The following is a 19,064-nucleotide window of genomic DNA, read 5'->3' on the forward strand; positions in this document are numbered from 1 at the left end:
ATTCAGCGTCCCTCTTTGCTACGTGCGGCCCCTGCCGGCTCTTCTTCTCTTCCCTGCTCACAATCCTTGCAGTAGCCGAAGACCTCGAATTTATGCTTGACCACCCGGAACTGATCCGGCGGATCGGTTAGATTCATCGGGCAGAATTGAATCGGGTACGTCTTCATACACTGCAGACAAATCATATGGTGATGATGGTGATCCTGACTGCAGCTTGCCTTGAATTTGACGCCTTCTTCAAATACAATCTGCTCCAGTACCCCCAGCTCCTCCATAACGCGCAGGTTACGGTAGACTGTATCGAAGCTCAGCCCGCTATACTTGCGGCCCATATGCTCATATACATCCTTCGCAGACAAATATCCCGTATTCTCGCCGAATAATTTGGCAAGCGTCTTGCGCTGATCGGTGATTCGCAGCCCCTGCCCCGACATGGCTTCCAGGATTTGATCTGTCGACAGCATTCGCTCATCTCCCATAACATTAGATCGTTTGTGTTGCACTCTCTTTATAATGCCCCAAAAGCACTGCCCCGTCAATAAAGGTGCCTGTTGCCTCCCCGCATCCAGATACTTGCGGAAGAATACAAAACGGCAGCCGCCCCCTCAGGAGCGCTGCCGTTTGTATTGTAGAGAAATTATTTTTTCGCCGGAAGCGGGGTGAAGACAAAGTTCACAGGCAGGTTGCTGCCTGAGGCGACGGAGAACACAATCTCCACACGCCCTTCATATTCTCCGGTGCGGTAGATGACAGCATTCGTGTCTGAGGATAAGCCTAATACGCCCTTATTGGGCAGGTTCACCATTGTACCGTTTACGATCAACGGCCCCAGATAAGGACCCCCGCGCGGATTGAAGGTGATCAGCGTGTTTGCTGCAACACGATCCAATACGATTTTGTACAGTACCCCGAAGTTACCGGCGTTAGAAACATATGTTCCATTCATTGGATCAAGGCCGTCCAGGTTTTTGTCCATTTTATTGTCGCCCAGAAGCAGCTTGCTTTGCGTGGTACCCACCAGATCGGTCACGTTCATGACGCGGGTAGAATCGGGGAAGGTTCCCCGGGTATGCACGCCGTCAATGTCAAGAATCGGCAGATAAGGCAGCTCGGCGACAGGATCTTTGCTCTGCTCCACCATAACTACATTATACTGAATCGGCAGATCACTGAACAGGTCTGCGCTCAGCGACATTACGTCTTTGGGCTTCATGGCGATTTTGTTCAGGTCTGTCATAATCGGAAGACTTTGCCCAGGCTGCAGGGTAATTTGCGATTGGGCCAAGCCGGTAACCATGGAATTGAAGTATTTCTCCATCGATACTTTTCCAGTATATTCCGGTGAGGTCACCGGTCCAGCAATTCCTAAATATTGGATGTTAATAGTTGTCGGATACAGGTTGTTATTCGTTGCAATCACATAGAGCTTCTGTCTGGTAGCCATATTGTTCATATGATGCACCAGGAAGCGCGTATTGCCCACTGAACTCTCCCGGTACAGTACACCTTCCGTCTGAACGGTCTCCGGGCTGTTACTGCGGATCAGGGTGTAGCTTTCGGACGACAACGTATACGGCAGGTTAGGGAGCGCCGGAATCATCCCGCCGTCCATACTGATGATATCCCCCGGAATGGTGAACAGCTTCGTTACTTCATCCTGTGTATACAGTTGTTCATTGGTGATTGTAATCATCTTCTCAAAAGTACTGCTAAGACCGTGCTTGTCCGTAACCGTCAGCTGAATGGACAGCGGTCCCGGGGTGAAGTACGCCAGGGAACGATTGTTCCAGGTTGCGGTCAGCTCTTCATTCTCAGGATCATAGCTGGTATCGGTCAGGACTACCGGCTCACCCATTTTGTATTCTTCTTTATCTGTTGTGAATTGGGCTACTGGCGGCTGATTAGGCTGCAGTACCTGAATGGTTACCGGATAAGGGTCACTCCACATGTTGTTGGCATCCCGTACCGAATACATAACCGTATAGAAGCCCGGCTGATCATAGATATCCTGCTTGTTGTCGCTCCAACGCTCTTCAACAATCGGCGTACCGTTCGGGGAAGAGCTGTAGGTAACATAATTCACAGTAGTCTCGCCGGCATAGATTTCTTTGGGCTGAACTGTGAAGGAGGCAGTCGGCTTCGTATTCAGCGTAAGAATAACCCGCTTCTGCACATTGTCCACGGTATAAGGAATATTAAGTGCATAGGTAATGGACGTTAACGGAATCATGAAGGTGCCTTTGAACTGGTAAGCCGGTCCCTTCATAGTGAACTTGGTACCATTGACGGTATAGATTTTGCTGTCGGTCTTGAACCGCATAATGCTGGTACCCTTGGTCACAATGACCTCTTTGGTTTTGGCGTCATAGGTAAAGGCAACGCCGACCATTTCCACCATTGCGCGGATCGATACGTAGGAGACGCCGTTCTTGACTGCCATCGGCTGATTGGCGGTGTAAGGCGTTCCGTTTCTGAACATCTTGTTGCTGTTCATCATCAGAATAAGCTGGCCTGCCCCTGCAGCAGAAGTAGTAGTCATGCTTGGGGTTACAGGCGTATCCGTTAACGGAGTAGCCGTAGGCATAACGGCATCAGTCGGCACAGTACCGTCCACAGGAGCAGCTGTTGCGCCTGGAACCTCAGTAGCAGCCGGAGCTGGAGTCTCTGTTATTGCTGGAATACCTTGAACCGGTGATGCTGTAGGAACAGGTGTTGGTGTGGGTACCACTGTACCTGCAGGCGGTTCAGTCATTAACGGAGACAACGGGTCTGTTGACTCAGGCTGAAGCTGTGTTTCAGAAGTATCCACCGCTGCGGCAACATGGCCTGTTACGGTTTGTGTGCTGACTGGAGCTGCAAAAGCCGGAACGGCTGCTGCTAATTGTGATACAGCTAATACTGTTACCAAGAACATTTTCCTAAAATTCATTGTACGACTCCTTCTGCTCCCATTGTAGTGTATAAGGCAGTATATTCAATGCTTTCTGTCCACCTTATAATCCCCGCAAAAACGCAACCGCCCTCTTCAGGACGTCAGCATATTTTGCCACGTTCATTTTACAAAACATAGTATTAGACGCAAGCAACGGAGAAAAGTTTCATTCTTTGTAAAGAAAGATCTATATAAATCCAATTATCTCCATTATTAATGGGTGCCCCCACCTGTCACCAGAAGAGTATAATAGTAGCAGACTTCATGTGAAAGGAGTATTTAAGCTGAAATGAATCCATTTGAAGGGTTATACAAACTTATCGACGCCCGCTGTGTTAATCCGGCTGGATCTGAATCTGAAATACATAAGTCAGACAGGCATACCCTCCTCATAGGAATTAAAGGCAGCGGCGAAGTTGAAGCTAAAGGCTATTGCTCTGAATTCGGTTCTTGCGATGTACTGCTGCTGCTCCCTGATACACCGTGGCGCTTGTTAGTGAAGGAGAAGCACTCTCTGGAATACTGCTGTTTTACCTTTGATGTGTATACTATGGACGGACAGCATACGCTTCAGCGCGGAGAACTGGAGGCCGATATTTTCCCGCCTGCCCATTGGTCTGAAGCGTTAGCTAAGACTGACCTGATCTGCTCTTGCTGGCAGGGCAGCAGCTGGGAAAGAATGGAGTCATCTATCCGTTTTCAGGAATTGCTGCTTCAGTTATGGAGACCAGACAGTTCGGAGACTAAGCATCGCACTCCCTCAACTGCAATAATTGACCAGTCCAAAGCCTATATAGACAGTCATTTCGGGCAGCCCATGACCAGAGAAAAGCTTGCCGAAATGACAGGAATGAGCGTCGCCCATTATTCCCGGCTGTTCAAAAAACAGGTGGGCCGGAGCCCGATGGAATATCTGAATTCTGTCCGCATTCGTCATGCGGGTGATTTGTTGCTCCACTCTGAAATGACGCTCCGTGACACAGCGCACCGTGTAGGCTATCAGGATGAGTTCTATTTCAGCCGTAAATTCAAATCAGCCATTGGCATTTCACCATCTGTATATGTTAAAAAACACCGTATGTCCACTCGAATTGCCTCCATGGCCCATCCCTATACCTCTCATTTGCTGGCATTAGGTTTAACGCCTTATGCGGCATTGATTAATAATTCACGCGGATCTGCCTATAGCTTGAATAACGTTATCAGCTTGGGGCATGATCAGCCCGACCTCGGCAGACTGGCAAATGCCCGGCCGGAGCTGATTATCAGCTTCGAACATTCAGATTATGCGGAACCGGACAAAGCAGGCTTGTTCCCCCATATTGCCCCAACGTGTACCGTACCATTTGAAGGGGATTGGCGTGAGCATCTCCGGATAATTGCGAGAGCGGTGAACCGTCTGGAGATCGCCCGGCAGTGGCTTGAGGCGTACGAAGAGCTGGCTGAGAGTCTTCGGCTCAGTGTCAGAGAAAAGCTGGAGGACGAAAAAGTTGCTGTGGCGCAATATGAGAACGGGTGCTTCCGCCTGTTCGGCAACCGTAACTTGGGTACCGTGCTGTATAAAGATCTGCAGCTTGAGAGACCCCGGCAATTACTGAATGTAGAGCATTCCATTCTTCTTACTCCAGATCAGCTTTCGGAATGCAGCATTGACCATCTGATTCTGTTTACATCGGGTAACTCCGCACAGCGTGATTTGATCCATCGTTCGCTAGCTTCACAAGAAGCATGGAGGGAGTTAAATGCCGTACGAAAAGGAAACGTCTACGAGGCCGCTGATTCAAGTCTCTATTCCTGTTACACCTCGATGGCCCACGATTTATTTCTGCGCCGTTCAAGCGATTTGCTCCTGAGCCATATGTCCAGGCGATGAGCATTTTTGTCCATGGCACCCACCTATGCCACTCCTTATAATTAAATTGTGATAATGATTATCAAAATCAATTGCGAAAGGTGTGTGGCTTGTGTTTCCTTGTACTCGAAAATTCAAACACAAATTTAGCCGTGGAGTCATCGGCCTGCTTGGAGTAATAATGCTGGGGCTAGTCGTTGGATGCAGCAACAGCGGGAATAATGGAGGTTCGGCGGTTGCCGGTTCCACCTCTCCAGTACCTGCCAAGACGGCTGAAAATACGGATACCCGTATCATCTCAACCATTAAGGGAGATATAGAAATTCCGGCACATCCGAAAAAGGTTGCGGGCATGCTTTATGTTTTTGCTGACCATCTGCTGGCACTTGGAATTGAACCTCATGCAATGGTTACATACAACGATTTGGGATTCCCCCAATACCTGTCAGACCAAATGAAGGATACTATCGTTATTGGCTCAGGAGAAGCACCTAACTTGGAAGCACTGCTCGAAGCGGAGCCGGATCTCATTCTTGCTTCTAAGACACTGAACGAAGCGAACTATGAGCAGCTATCAAGGATTGCGCCAACGATACTTTTCGACAATGAAAATGAAGATGATTGGACCCGATTCCGGCAAACGGCAGAAATCTTCGGAAAAGAAACTGTGGCTGATCAGGTCCACGCCGATTATGAATCAAAGATAGCTGCGGTAAGGAACGAATTGGCTGCCACTGCTGCCACTGAGACTGTCGCCTATATGCGAATACAGGACAAGCAATTGCAGCTGATTCAACCGGGAGATAATTTTACGCTCTTCGGCCCTCTGGGACTAACTCCCGCTTCCACAGAAGGTATAGATTTCAAGGACTCATGGAATGTAGCCATCTCCGAAGAAGTACTTCCCGAGCTGAATCCTGACCGTATGTTCATCATTCTTCGCCCAGGTGACAGTAATCAGACGGCTCTGGATAATATTATGAGCACTTCAATCTGGGCCAACCTTACAGCTGTCAAGAACAAACATGTGTATATCGGTGATGCAAATCTGTGGTTTGCCGGCTATGGCCCAATCGGACTAAGCAAGGTTATCGATGAAATCTCGAATGCCTACCTGCCGGAATCGTGAGGGACGAGCCATGACTCCCACTCCTGACAGCCTGCTCATACGAACGATACGCGACAGAAGAACCATACAGGAATTTAATGGAATGCCCATTGCCCGGAGCACACTGCTCAACTTGCTGGACAATGCGGTATGGGCACCTTTTCATTCCAAAAAAGAGCCTTGGCGATTCATCCTGTTCACAGGGGAGGGCCGGACAATATTTGCCGACGCTGTTCTGAAGACACGCCCGAAAGCATTCGTTCAACAATTCGGTGCACAGATACATGATACGTATTGCAGGCGGATTCCGGTCCACCTCATCGTGATCATGCATAGCGCCCTTCCTCCAAAAGCCTGGGAGGAGGCCCTGGCAGCAACTGCCGCTCTGATTCAGAACATTCAGCTGCTGGCCTGGGAACAAGGAATCGGCGTGGTATGGAAGACCACTGCTTTTAATGAAGATTCCTCATTTCGGTCAGCAGCAGGTGTAACTCCTAACGAGAAAATCGTTGGCACCTTGCATATGGGATATTTCGATCCCGAAGACAAGCCTGCTCCAAAACCGCGTACTGCTGCTGTAGACTTGCTGACAGTTATAGAAGGCAATCATTCGGATAATTGTTGACAAGAGATCGTAGTCGGTTCCTGCTTTAAAAAAAACAGAGGGCTGTCCCGCAAGGCCATTTCACGGCTTTGCGGGACAACCCTAATTACTGGAAAAGCAGACTTACTGTGCTTCAGCCGTCCTGAATTTGCTGCGGTATTCCTTGGGGGTCATTCCCGTCTGCTTCAAGAACACTTTGGTGAAATAACGGCGTTCCTGATAACCGACGCCCGAGCTGATGGCCGTGATGCTCTTATCACTGCTGGCGAGCATAAATTTGGCAGCTTCAATCCGCTGCTGGGTGACATATTCCACGAAGGTCACCCCGAAGCGGTTCTTGAACAGCAGGCAGAAATAACTGCTGCTGATGCCAATCGTATTCGCCACCTCATCAATGCCGAGATCCGCATGAAGGCGCTCCGTAATGAACTGTGCGGCCTGGTTCATCAGCTGCTCCGCTGTTTTTTTGGCAGGCTCATCAGCCACAGGCACTTCCTGAAACAACGGGATGCTGTTGTACAACTTATCCTTATACTGCCTGCTGCGAATCCGCGAACCGATCTCCCGCACCTTGTCGCCAAGCTCCCCGTAATGAATCGGCTTGCAGATATACTCCTTCACACCCAGCCGTATGGCTTCACGCGCATAATCGAATTCCTGGTAGCCGCTGAGCAGCAGCACCTCACTCGTAAGCCCCATCTCCCGCAGCTTGCCGATAAATGTCAGCCCATCCATGACCGGCATTCGGATATCACAGAGCACCAGATCGGGCGGACAGTCCTCGGCTATGCGCAGCGCCTCCATCCCGCTGCGGGCCATCCCCGCAACCTCCATCCCCATGTCCTGCCAGGGCAGCACAGTGTTGAGATTGCTCAGAATAGGCGCTTCATCGTCAACCAATAATACTTTTAGCATAATGGCCTTCCCCCTGCCCGTATTTCGGAATGACGCACTGGATGATCGTTCCTTCCCCAGGACTTGCACATATGAAAATCCCATATCTGTCGCCGTATTCGATCCGTATCCGGTCCGCAACACTTCGTACCCCTAGCCCTCGCCGCTCCAGATGAATGCCCTGCCCAGGCTTGCCTTCCGGCTGCTGCTCTGCCGCGTCATTCACCATGTATTGAAACATCGATAGCTGAGACGGGGTCATCCCGATTCCGTTATCCTGTATCCGCAGCACCAGATTGCCTTGGGTCTCCCACACCTTGACACTCACGAGACCCTTATACCCGATCCCCTCAAAACCATGCTGAATGCTGTTTTCCACCAGCGGCTGGAGCGTAAGCTTCAGAATCCCGCAGCCCATCAGCTCTGGCGGAATTTCAAGCTCATAATCGAACAGATCCTCGAACCGGAACTTCTGGATATCCAGATAATTGCGCAGATGCTTAACCTCTTCCTCCAGCGTAATTTCATCCCTGTCCTGAATGCTGATCCGCAGAATACTCGCCAGCCGGTAGACCATCTCACTGACCTTGCGGCCTTCATTCTGCACAGCCAGCACATTGATTGATTCCAGGGTATTGAATAGAAAATGCGGCTTGATCTGGGCCTGCAGCACACGCATTTCCGCCTGATTCTTGCGCTGCTGCTCCACATGAACCCGGCTGAACAATGTATTGATTTTGTCCATCAGATCATTGAAGCCTCTGGCCAGCAGCGTCATTTCGTCGTTGCCCTTCTCCTCGACACGGGTAGTAAGGTCACCGTCCTCCACCCGGCGCATGAAGCGCACGATCACAGCAATCCCGCCTGTAATCCGGTTCATGAAGAACAGATTGAAGATGACAGCACCCAGGAGGCACAGGAACATCACTACGACGAACCAGCGGGCAAACACCGTCACCTCATGAGACAAAGTATCCCAAGAAGTGATGGAGACCAGACTCCAGGGATACTCCTTGAGATGGTAGACCGACAGAATGCTTTTCTCGCCGCCGAACTGCGTCTTGAAGCTCTGAAAGCCGGGCTTAAACGTAATCTCCTTCGTGGTGAAGCCGCGGAAATCCTGCCCGTCCAGCTGCCTGTCCGGGTCCAGCAGAATCATACCGTCATCGTTAACCAGCATGAAAGACACCTTCTGGTCGGTGCCGCCAATCTTAAGATTGCGAAAAATCGACTCGAACTCCCAGTTCTTGATCTGCACCACCAGAATGCCGATATTCTGAAAGAAGCTAAGCTCCTTAATCAGCCGGATTTGCGTAAATACAGCCTCCGTCCCGGTCAGCTCAGGGTACTCATGCGGGGCCAGCCATTTCGGAACCCCGTTCAGCTTCATGACCTCCTGGTACAGCTCGCTGCCTTTGAACTTATCATAGGGCAAGGTGCGGAAGTTCTCCTTGTTGAAGACCGAGACGATCTCTGAGCTGCCTTTACCGTTGAAATTATACAGGAAAGCATAGCTGATTGACGGATGATTATAGAGCAGACTGCGGAAATTGCGCTGGCTGGCATTCAGGCTGAGCTGCTCGGCATCGGTTAAATCCTGCTTGGAGGGATCATCCGCACTGAGCGCCATATGAAAGACCGAGGTGGCAATTCCGTTGTCAGTCACATTGTCCATATCCTTGAACACATTAGAAATGCTGTAGCTGATCGCTTTGAGCGAATATTCGGACTGCTGGCTGTATTTCTTCTCAATGGAATTATAAGTCACGAAGAACATAATCATGCCAAGAATGAACAGCGGAATGATAATCAGGCCTAAGAATGCCGTAAACAATTTGTAGCGCAGATTCATCGGCTGTTGCTCCTGACATGATTGATATTATCCTTTTACACTGCCTGCGGTGACGCCTTCAATAATCTTCTCTTGCAGAACCGCATAAATCACTATAACAGGAACCACACTGTAGACAATCCCCGCCGACATCTGTGCGTAATTCATCTGATACTGATCGCGGAACTGGACCATCCCCACCGGGAGCGTACGCAGCTCGTCATTGGAGAGAAAATAGTTGGCCAGCAGGAACTCATTCCAATTTCCCAGGAAATTAACAATGAATACCGTAACCATCGCCGGAACTGTCAAAGGTACAATAATTCTAGCAAATATACCCGGGGCCTTCAAGCCATCCATGACCGCCGCTTCTTCAATTTCACTGGGCAGCGAACGCATGAAGGCCGCCAGAATAATGATCGTGAACGGAATCGCATTGGCAATGTAAGGAATAATGAGCGCCCAGTGGGTATTGAGAATATGCAGCTTGCGGACAATCGTATAGATGGGCAGCATCAGCGCATTATTCGGAATCAGCATCCCGATCAGGACCAGCGAGAAGAGAATGCCGTTCCACTTCCCCTGACGCATCCGCGTGACCGCGAAGGCGAACATAGACGCCAGCAGAATAGACACTACAGAGGCCAGAACCGAAATATATAAGCTATTGAAAAAATAAGTGCTGATCTTGGCATTTACCCACGCTTCCACATAGTTGGACCATTCGAAGCTCTTCGGAATGCCGAAGGGGTTGAGGGCAATCGCATTATTATCCTTCTTTACCGAAGAGAAAAGGACAAAGAGGAACGGAAACAGCACAATCACCAGATACCCCAGCAGGGCGATGTGCGGCAGACTTTTTTTCAGCGGGCGCGGCATCAGTATTCAATCCTTTCCGTACGGCGGGCAAACACCAGCTGGTAGAGGGCGGTTACCACGAGTGTGAACAAGAAGATCAGAACAGCGATCGTATTGCCGTACCCGTATTTGAAGTTGGTAATCGCATACTTAATCATATAGGTGGCCATCACCTCGGTTGAACCCGCAGGACCGCCCTTGGTCATAACAATGACGATATCGGCAGCCTTCATCGCTCCGGCAATGGAGAGCATAATCACCACCGAGATGATCGGTACGATCAGCGGCAGAGTGATGCGTGTAGCCCGCTGGAACCCTGTAGCGCCATCGATGGCCGCTGCTTCATCCAGCTCACCGGGAATGGAGAGAATCGCCGCCAGTACCATTACAATGTAGAATCCGGTCCACTGCCAGGCGTTCGTAATCAGAATTGACAGCATGGCGAAGCGCTCATCCGACAGCCAGTAGACCGGCTCAATGCCGACAAGGCCAAGCACTTTGTTGAATAAGCCAATATTCGGCTCATAGATGAAGCCCCAGAGAATCCCGATAACCGCGGTAGACATAATGGATGGCATGAATACCGCCGTCTTGTACAGTCCCTTCAGCTTCTTCACATTCGCAATCAGTAAGGAGAAGAACACAATCAGCGGCACCTGTATGCCTACGGAGAAGAGAATGAACCACCCGTTATTTTTCACAGAAATCCAGAAGCGTTCATCTCCCAGCGCTTTCTTGAAGTTATCCACTCCGGCGTATTTGACCGTCTCGGATACACCGTTCCAGCTGGTGAAGCTATAGTAGATGGAGCTGAAGATGGGATAGATGAAGAACATTACGAACAGCACCAGTGCCGGAATAACGAACAGAATGAACACCAGAGGATTTCTCAGTGCCTTATTCATAGCTACCTCCATATTGCTTTCTTTTGAAAAATGCACCCTGGAGCAAGCACCAGGGCACATACAGTTCACCGTCTCTTATTCCACCGCTGCATTAGCCTCTTCCTGTATCTTCTGAAGCGCTTCGCCCATCTTCTCAGGAGTCGTCTGCCCGCCGATCAGGCTCTGAATCTGGATATTACTGATTTCAGTGGTGACATCCGCCTGCACCAGTGAGTCAAAGGCCGGGAAGGAGGACTGGGAGCTGTTCAATACCGCGACAATCTCACTCATCAGATCATCCGTAATGTTCTTGTTCAGCACAGCCTGATCGATCTTCATGGCTGGCAGGACTCCGTCCTCTACCAGACCGCGCAGCTGCATCTCTTCATTGAACATATTCTTAATGAAGGATTTCACTGCTGCAAGCTGCCGCTCATCTTCACCCGCCGAAGCGGAGAAGCCATAACCATTGTTCACATCGCGCATCAGCGCCGTCTGATCCCCCACTCCGCCTTCAACAGCCGGAATATTGAAGAAGCCGACCTTGCCGATTAGACCTTCGCCGGATTGGCCGGCTTTGAACACGGAAGACTTCCAGGTCCCGTCATACATCAGGATGGCTTCACCGCTGGTGAACTGGGTCGTATATTCAGCATATTCGAAGCCCAGCTCTCCCTTCTTGAAGTAGCCTTTATCCACCCATTCCTTATATTTCGCCAAGCCCTTGATAACATTCGGATCATTCCACTTCGCTTCACCGGTAGCGAACTTCGCGGTCACATCCGGTCCGGCATAACGGGACCAGAGATGGTTGGCCAGCATCAGCGGTACCCAGCCTGCTTTGGAGGCACCGGCCATCGGCACTTTACCATCTGCTTTAATATCAGCCAGTTGCTTCTCCAGTTCGGCGAAGGTTGTCGGAGCCTTCCAGCCCTTGCTGGTATAGTATTCTTTATTATAGAAGAACCCCTCTCCGGAGCCGCCGATCGGCAGACCGTAAATCTTACCTTCATAGGTGAACGGGTCCAGATTAGAGAATTTGTCTTTGATGCCTAATTCATCAAGGATCGGGGTCAGGTCCAGCAGCTTGCCTTCTTTGGCATAGATCTTGGAGTCCGGGCTGCCGAACAGGTCGAAGATCTCCGGAGGGTTACCGGCCGCCATTTCACCGCGCAGCTTCTCCTTACGGTTCACATCCGAATCTACTCCATCAAGCTTGAAGGTCAGTCCAGGCACATCCGCCTGCACCTTGCCCACCACATCCTCCAGAATAGCCAGTCGTTTCTGTTTGTCCGCTCCAACCTGGGTATGACGGATCGTCATTTCAAAAGGCTCAGCATTAGCCGGTTCTTCCGTTGCGGCAGCATTGGTAGCAGCAGCCTCATTCGTTGCAGCAGGCTCTGTCGTCGGAGACGCATTATTCTTGTTGCCTCCACAGCCAGCCAGCAGCGCCGAGCTAACGAACATCAGGGACAACAGCAGTGTTAGACTTTTTCTCATTACGGGTGACCCTCCCTATTTCATGATTTCCCTTACAACTCTAATTATAGAAAATCACATTTGTAATCGTAAGGTTAAGATTTATCTTCAATAGGGATAAAATCCTCTAATGGAAGCGGATTCAGTCAGGTTTCCTGACATAGAAAAAAGCGAAACTCCTCAGAATAGAAGCTCCGCTTTCGAAATTATTATATGCAATTAGACCAATGCGGTCTGCATACGGCCTTCTTCAATCAGCCGGTACGCACGCTGCACTTCTTCATCGGAAGGTGACTCTACCCCTTCAAGCTCATAGGGACGGCCAAGCTCCTTCCATTTGTAGATGCCCATTACGTGATAAGGCAGGATTTCGAACTTCTCTACTCCATTAAGTGTGCCAATGAACCGTCCAAGATTCTGTAGATCCTCTTCCTTGTTGTGAATGCCTGGAACATAGACATGGCGAATCCACATTTTACGGTTATTATCGGATAACCAGCGGGCCAGCTTCAAGGTACGGTCGTTGGACTTACCGGTCAGCTTGATATGCGCTTCATCATCAATATGCTTCAGGTCCAAGAGCACCAAGTCAGTAACATCCAGCAGGTCGCTGATTTTCGATCCATCATTATAGCCGTTGGTATCAAGCGTGGTATGCAGATTCCAGCGTTTCTTCACCTCGGTGAACAGTTGCTTCACGAAATGCGCCTGGAGGGTTGGTTCACCGCCGGATACGGTCAGGCCGCCGCCGGACGTTTTATAATAATTCAGGTAAGGCTCAATTTCCGCCAGTACTTGCTCGACGGTCATTTCCTTGCCTTCATTGAGTTCCCATGTATCCGGGTTGTGGCAGTATTGACACTTGAGCAGGCAGCCCTGCATAAAAAGCACGAAGCGGATACCCGGGCCATCCACCGTTCCAAACGTCTCCAAAGAGTGGATATGTCCTTTAAGCATGAGATGTCATCCTTTCGAAAAAAAACTTAAAATTTTAACCACTTTCAGACAAGAGTGTACCGCCCTCTTGCAAGGGCGGCAGCTCTTTGATTGATTTCAGTTCTTGTAGAACAAGAATGCTTCTTACATGGAATCGTGGAATGTACGGTTGATAACATCCATCTGTTGTTCACGGGTCAGCTTGATGAAGTTAACAGCATAGCCGGATACGCGAATCGTCAACTGTGGATAGTTCTCCGGATGATCCATAGCATCGAGCAGCTGTTCACGGTTAAATACGTTAACGTTCAAGTGCTGAGCGTTATTGTGGAAATATCCGTCCATCATGAAGACCAGGTTGGACTTACGGGAATCTTCGTCTTTACCCAGCGCCTTAGGAACGATGGAGAAGGTATTCGAGATACCATCCTGTGCATCGGAGTAAGGAAGTTTGGCAACAGAGTTCAGGGATGCCAGGGCGCCCTTCTTGTCGCGTCCGTGCATTGGGTTAGCACCAGGAGCGAATGGTTCACCTTTTTTACGTCCGTCAGGAGTAGTACCAGTCTTTTTACCATAAACAACGTTTGAAGTGATAGTCAGTACCGATTGAGTCGGCACAGCATCACGATACGTTTTGTTTTTGCGGATCATCGACATGAAGGTTTCAACCAGCTCAACAGCAATGCCGTCAACAGCGTCGTCGTTGTTACCGTAGCAAGGGAATTCACCCTCAGTTTCAAAGTCGATAGCAATGCCTTCTTCGTTGCGGATTGGCTTAACCTTAGCGTATTTGATTGCGCTCAGGGAGTCAGCAGCAACGGACAGTCCGGCAATACCGCAAGCCATAGTACGCAGAATGTCGCGGTCATGCAGCGCCATTTCGATACGTTCGTAGGAATATTTGTCATGCATATAGTGAATGATGTTCAGCGTATTGACATAAGTCTTAGCCAGCCATTCCATCATTGGTTTGAAGCGTTTCATTACTTCATCATAATCCAGGTATTCAGAAGTGATCGCAGGATATTCAGGACCTACCTGTGCACCGGATTTCTCATCTTTACCGCCATTGATCGCATACAGCAGAGCCTTAGCCAGGTTGGCACGGGCACCGAAGAACTGCATTTGCTTACCGATACGCATTGGGGATACGCAGCAGGCAATCGCATAATCTTCACCCCAGTATGGACGCATTACATCATCGTTCTCATATTGGATAGCGCTGGTCTCAATAGATACTTTGGCACAATATTTTTTGAAGCCTTCAGGAAGCTTCTCAGACCACAGTACAGTCAGGTTTGGTTCTGGAGCAGGTCCCAGATTGTACAGGGTATGCAGGAAGCGGAAGCTGTTCTTGGTTACGCGGGTTGTGCCGTCTTCAGCCATACCACCGATGGATTCTGTAACCCAAGTTGGGTCGCCGGAGAACAGGTCGTTATAGTCAGGCGTACGCAGGAATTTCACGATACGCAGCTTCATTACGAAATGGTCAACGATTTCTTGAGCTTGCTCTTCAGTCAGAGTACCTTCTTCAACGTCGCGTTGAACATAGATATCAAGGAAGGAAGATACGCGTCCAAGGGACATTGCCGCACCATTCTGTTCTTTAACAGCTGCCAGATAACCGAAGTATACCCATTGTGTAGCTTCTTTGAAGTTCGTAGCCGGTTTGGAGATGTCCATACCATGAGCTGCAGCCATTTGTTTCAGTTCGCCAAGAGCACGCATTTGCTCGGACAGCTCTTCACGCAGACGGATAACATCTTCTGTCATGGAGTCAACTTCAAGCTCAGCCAGTTGCTGCTTCTTGTCTTTAATCAGGAAATCAATACCATACAGAGCAATACGGCGATAGTCGCCGATGATACGTCCGCGGCCATAAGCATCAGGAAGGCCTGTGATTACGCCGGATTTACGCACAGCTCTCATATCTGGTGTATATGCATCAAATACGCCTTGATTATGCGTTTTGCGGATGTTCGTGAACATGTCAACGATATTCTGCGGAAGCTCGAAGCCATAAGCCTTAGTAGCATCGATCATCATCTTGATACCGCCGAACGGCTGAATGGAACGTCTGAAAGGCGCGTCAGTCTGAACGCCGACAATCTGTTCCTTATCCTTGTCAATGTAGCCAGGAGCGTGGGAAGTGATGGTGGAGACAGTATCGAGGGAAACGTCCCATACGCCGCCTCTTTCTCTTTCTTCCTTGCTCAGCTGGGAGATAATCTTCCACAGTTCAGTTGTATTGCTGGTAGGTCCAACCAGGAAATCTTCAGTTCCTTCATAAGGCTTGATGTTCTTTGCAATAAAGTTGTTAACGTCAACTTTCTTGGCCCAGACACCTTTTGTGAAATTTCTCCAACCCGATTTTGCTTCTAATACTTCTTTTTCAATCACCGACATGCTAAATCCCTCCATTTATATTTATTATATTTGTAGAGATCGCGGGCTTGAAGGTTAATCCCGTGTCTCGTGATCCCGAGGCTAATAGTTGTTATAAAATTCACAATCACATCTTCATAACGGGGATCGTTGTCTATATAAACATTTTAGTTTATTTTCTGAAAAAGGACTGTGACAAATATCACTCTTTCGGTGATATTTGTCACTTCCATCCAGTCCCATATTAACCTTTAACCTTATTCTTTGCCAGGCAACCGTTAATTAGTTATCGAATTTGCCGTAGAATGCGTTGCGGTATACATCAGCAAGCTCGGATACCAGCGGCATTTTAGGATTGGCAGTAGTACATTGGTCTTCAAATGCACGGTCAGCCAGATAGTCAACACGGGATTCGAAGTCCTTAGGATCGAAACCAAGAGCCGAGAAGGATTCTTCGATACCAAGTTTTTTGTTCATGTCGCGGATTGCATTGATCAGGCTCGTTACGCCTTCTTCGGTAGTGCGTGCAGGCAATCCCAGAATACGGGCGATTTCTGCGTACCGTTCGTCAGCTACAAAGTGCGAATATTTAGGGAACGAAGCGAACTTCGTAGGTTTCTTGGCATTGTAACGGATAACATGCGGCATCAGGATCGCATTGGTACGGCCGTGTGCGGTGTGATACTGTCCGCCCCATTTGTGTGCCAAGCTGTGGTTAATCCCCAGGAATGCGTTGGCAAAGGCCATACCGGCAAGCGTCGAAGCATTGTGCATTTTCTCACGGGCCAGCTTGTCACCTTGCAGTGCGGATTTCTCCAGCCACTGGAACACCAGTTGGATGGCTTTGATTGCCAGACCATCGGTATAGTCACTGGCCATTACAGATACATAAGCTTCGATAGCATGTGTCAATACGTCCATTCCTGTATCGGCAACTGCAGTCTTAGGCAAGCTGTAGACAAACTCAGGGTCAATAATTGCTACGTCTGGAGTCAGCTCATAGTCAGCGAGCGGATACTTGGTATTATTGCCTGTTGTCTTGTCTGTGATAACTGCGAACGATGTTACTTCAGAACCTGTACCCGAAGTGGTTGGAATGGCAACGAATTTCGCTTTGTTGCCGAGCTTAGGGAATTTGTATACCCGTTTGCGGATATCCATGAACTTCTGTTTCAGGCCGTTGAAGTCTGCATCCGGATGTTCGTAGAACAGCCACATGCCCTTGGCAGCATCCATTGGGGAACCACCGCCGAGTGCGATGATGCAGTCCGGCTGGAATCTGTTCATCATAGCTGTACCTTTTTCTACAGTAGTAGTCGATGGATCCGGTTCAACTTCCGAGAACACTTCGATCGCTACAGGAGTCTGGCGCTGACGCAGATAGTGCTCAACTCTTTCAACATATCCCAGTTTAACCATTACAGGGTCAGTGATGATAGCAACGCGTGTGATATCAGGCATTTTGGCCAGGTACTGAGTGGCTCCCTTTTCGAAGTAAATCTTGTCAGGTACTTTAAACCATTGCATATTCACGGTACGACGATTCACCCTTTTCACGTTGATCAGATTGATTGCAGTGACGTTCTGCGATACCGAGTTGCGTCCGTAAGATCCGCAGCCCAGTGTCAATGAAGGGATATTAGTGTTGTAAATGTCGCCGATTGCGCCGTGAGTCGATGGCGAGTTGACGAGAATACGTCCGGTCTGCAGACGGTTGGAGAACTTCATGATTACTTCTTCGTTGTTGGAATGGATAGCCGAGCTGTGGCCCATGCCGCCAAATTCAACGATTTGAGCTGCGCGTTCGATACCCTGGTCAGCATTCTTCACTTTGTAGCAAGCCAGAACCGGGCTCAGCTTCTCAGCGGACAATGGATATTTAGTACCTACACCTTCAAGCTCAGCTACCAGGATCTTCGTTCCGGCAGGAACCTGAATGCCGCACATTTCAGCGATCTTCACAGCGGATTGGCCAACGATAGCCGGGTTAACTGCGCATTTCTCTACGTTCATTGCGCCACTGGTCAGCTTAGCTGCTTCTTCTTTGTTCACAAAGTAACAGCCGTTTGCAATCATTTTCTTTTTCACTTGATCGAAGATGGCTTCTTCAATGATAACTGCCTGCTCGGAAGCACAGATCATACCATTATCAAAAGTCTTCGACAGGATAAGGTCTGTTACAGCCTGATCAATATCAGCACTCTTCTCAATGAAGGCAGGCACGTTACCAGGACCTACGCCGAGTGCCGGTTTGCCGCAGCTGTAAGCTGCCTTGACCATTGCCGATCCGCCGGTTGCCAGAATCAGTGCAACATCCGGATTGTTCATCAGTGCGTTTGTTTTGTCCATCGTAGGAAGCTCAATCCATTGGATGAAGTTCTCAGGTGCGCCTGCTGCTACGCCTGCATCATGCAGAATTTTGGCTGCTGCCGCACTGCACTCTTGCGCTGACGGGTGGAAACCGAATATAATAGGGTTACGTGTCTTAGCGGAAATCAAAGCTTTAAACATCGTGGTGGATGTTGGATTGGTTACCGGTGTGATACCCATAATGATTCCGACTGGTTCAGCAATCTTCTGGAAGCTGTCATAAGCGTTATCCTCAATAACGCCTACAGTCTTGTCGTACTTAATACCGTGCCAGATATATTCAGTGGAGAAGATGTTCTTTGTAATTTTGTCTTCGTATACTCCGCGTCCTGTTTCTTCAACAGCCAGTTTTGCCAGGTACATATGCTTGTCGAGTCCGGCCAGCGCCATTGCATGAACGATTGTGTTTGTCTGCTCTTGATCCAGGCCCATGAACGCTTCGTGGGCTTTCTTTGCTTTATCCACCAAAACCTGAATATACTCTTCAGCGGTGGTTTGTTTCACTTGGGCGGCGACTTCGTTTTTAACTGCCATCTCCCTCGTCCTCCTGTCAATTTTTAGGTTGTTTCTTTCTATACATTTATCTTAGCACATCCTTTTCACCTTGTATAGTGAAATCTTTCACAAAGTTTAAAGTTTTTTTTGAGTTGTTTTCAAAGCGCTTTCATTCGATCATTTACCGGTATTTTTTCCACATTATATGTAATATTTAATTAATATTTGTCTATTCTGCGAACGCAATACGATAGTCTGCAGCGTTGATGGCCCATCTTGCCTTGCAATGCCGGTTGGGCTTCGGGAATTTTGCTCATGAATGCCAAGCCTCCACTTCGGTTCATCCGTCGCTCTTCTACAGACTCACTCTGACGGTGAATATAAATATAAATCTCTGCCAAGTGGAAACGGCTTTGCCGTCCTTTTAAAGGACGGT

Annotated in this window: 13 protein-coding genes; 3 read left to right on the forward strand and 10 right to left on the reverse strand. The window is 49.0% G+C overall.

What is annotated here, in order from left to right; translation table 11 throughout:
• Positions 1–2: 2 nt before the first annotated feature.
• Positions 3–464: a Fur family transcriptional regulator gene (locus MKY12_RS20270; RefSeq protein WP_036731890.1), complete on the reverse strand. Its 462-nt coding sequence runs from the start codon at positions 462–464 to the stop codon at positions 3–5.
• A 173-nt stretch (positions 465–637) separates the two neighbouring features.
• Entirely contained in the window at positions 638–2,914 is a 2,277-nt protein-coding gene (locus tag MKY12_RS20275; protein WP_339310492.1) for a stalk domain-containing protein, read from the reverse strand.
• Between the two features lie 307 nt (positions 2,915–3,221).
• Between MKY12_RS20275 and MKY12_RS20280 the strand changes: the two genes are divergently transcribed.
• The 3 genes from MKY12_RS20280 to MKY12_RS20290 all read left to right on the forward strand — a co-directional run bounded on the left by MKY12_RS20280 (position 3,222) and on the right by MKY12_RS20290 (position 6,517).
• Positions 3,222–4,805, forward strand: coding sequence for a helix-turn-helix domain-containing protein (locus tag MKY12_RS20280; protein ID WP_339310494.1), 1,584 nt, complete (start codon positions 3,222–3,224; stop codon positions 4,803–4,805).
• A 160-nt stretch (positions 4,806–4,965) separates the two neighbouring features.
• Complete coding sequence (locus MKY12_RS20285) at positions 4,966–5,913, forward strand: iron-siderophore ABC transporter substrate-binding protein (RefSeq protein WP_051478595.1); 948 nt, start codon at positions 4,966–4,968, stop codon at positions 5,911–5,913.
• A 10-nt stretch (positions 5,914–5,923) separates the two neighbouring features.
• The gene (locus MKY12_RS20290; protein WP_339310496.1) at positions 5,924–6,517 is read left to right on the forward strand and encodes a nitroreductase; all 594 of its coding nucleotides are present in this window, start codon (positions 5,924–5,926) and stop codon (positions 6,515–6,517) included.
• A 102-nt stretch (positions 6,518–6,619) separates the two neighbouring features.
• Here the strand turns inward: MKY12_RS20290 and MKY12_RS20295 are convergent, their stop codons facing one another.
• The 8 genes from MKY12_RS20295 to adhE all read right to left on the reverse strand — a co-directional run bounded on the left by MKY12_RS20295 (position 6,620) and on the right by adhE (position 18,667).
• A complete protein-coding gene (locus tag MKY12_RS20295) occupies positions 6,620–7,411 on the reverse strand; it encodes a response regulator (RefSeq protein WP_339310497.1) in 792 nt (263 codons plus the stop codon).
• Positions 7,389–9,242, reverse strand: a complete 1,854-nt coding sequence (locus MKY12_RS20300) for a sensor histidine kinase (protein WP_339310498.1) — start codon at positions 9,240–9,242, stop codon at positions 7,389–7,391. The genes MKY12_RS20295 and MKY12_RS20300 overlap by 23 nt, the downstream gene beginning before the upstream one ends.
• A 27-nt stretch (positions 9,243–9,269) precedes the next feature.
• Positions 9,270–10,100: a carbohydrate ABC transporter permease gene (locus MKY12_RS20305; RefSeq protein ID WP_209871210.1), complete on the reverse strand. Its 831-nt coding sequence runs from the start codon at positions 10,098–10,100 to the stop codon at positions 9,270–9,272.
• A complete protein-coding gene (locus tag MKY12_RS20310; RefSeq protein ID WP_036731879.1) occupies positions 10,100–10,984 on the reverse strand; it encodes a sugar ABC transporter permease in 885 nt (294 codons plus the stop codon). Before MKY12_RS20310 ends, MKY12_RS20305 begins: the two co-directional genes overlap by 1 nt.
• 75 nt (positions 10,985–11,059) lie before the next feature.
• Positions 11,060–12,463, reverse strand: a complete 1,404-nt coding sequence (locus tag MKY12_RS20315; RefSeq protein ID WP_339310501.1) for an extracellular solute-binding protein — start codon at positions 12,461–12,463, stop codon at positions 11,060–11,062.
• A 198-nt stretch (positions 12,464–12,661) separates the two neighbouring features.
• Entirely contained in the window at positions 12,662–13,399 is a 738-nt protein-coding gene (pflA, locus tag MKY12_RS20320) for a pyruvate formate-lyase-activating protein (RefSeq protein ID WP_339310502.1), read from the reverse strand.
• Positions 13,400–13,522: 123 nt separating this feature from the next.
• Positions 13,523–15,784 carry a formate C-acetyltransferase gene (pflB, locus tag MKY12_RS20325; protein ID WP_076079923.1) on the reverse strand — a complete coding sequence of 754 codons (2,262 nt, stop codon included), beginning with the start codon at positions 15,782–15,784 and terminating at the stop codon, positions 13,523–13,525.
• 261 nt (positions 15,785–16,045) lie between these two features.
• Positions 16,046–18,667, reverse strand: coding sequence for a bifunctional acetaldehyde-CoA/alcohol dehydrogenase (gene adhE, locus MKY12_RS20330; RefSeq protein ID WP_036731873.1), 2,622 nt, complete (start codon positions 18,665–18,667; stop codon positions 16,046–16,048).
• Positions 18,668–19,064: the final 397 nt, after the last annotated feature.

Source organism: Paenibacillus sp. FSL M7-0896 (assembly GCF_037975415.1).
In the GTDB taxonomy this organism is placed as follows: domain Bacteria; phylum Bacillota; class Bacilli; order Paenibacillales; family Paenibacillaceae; genus Paenibacillus_AQ; species Paenibacillus_AQ silagei.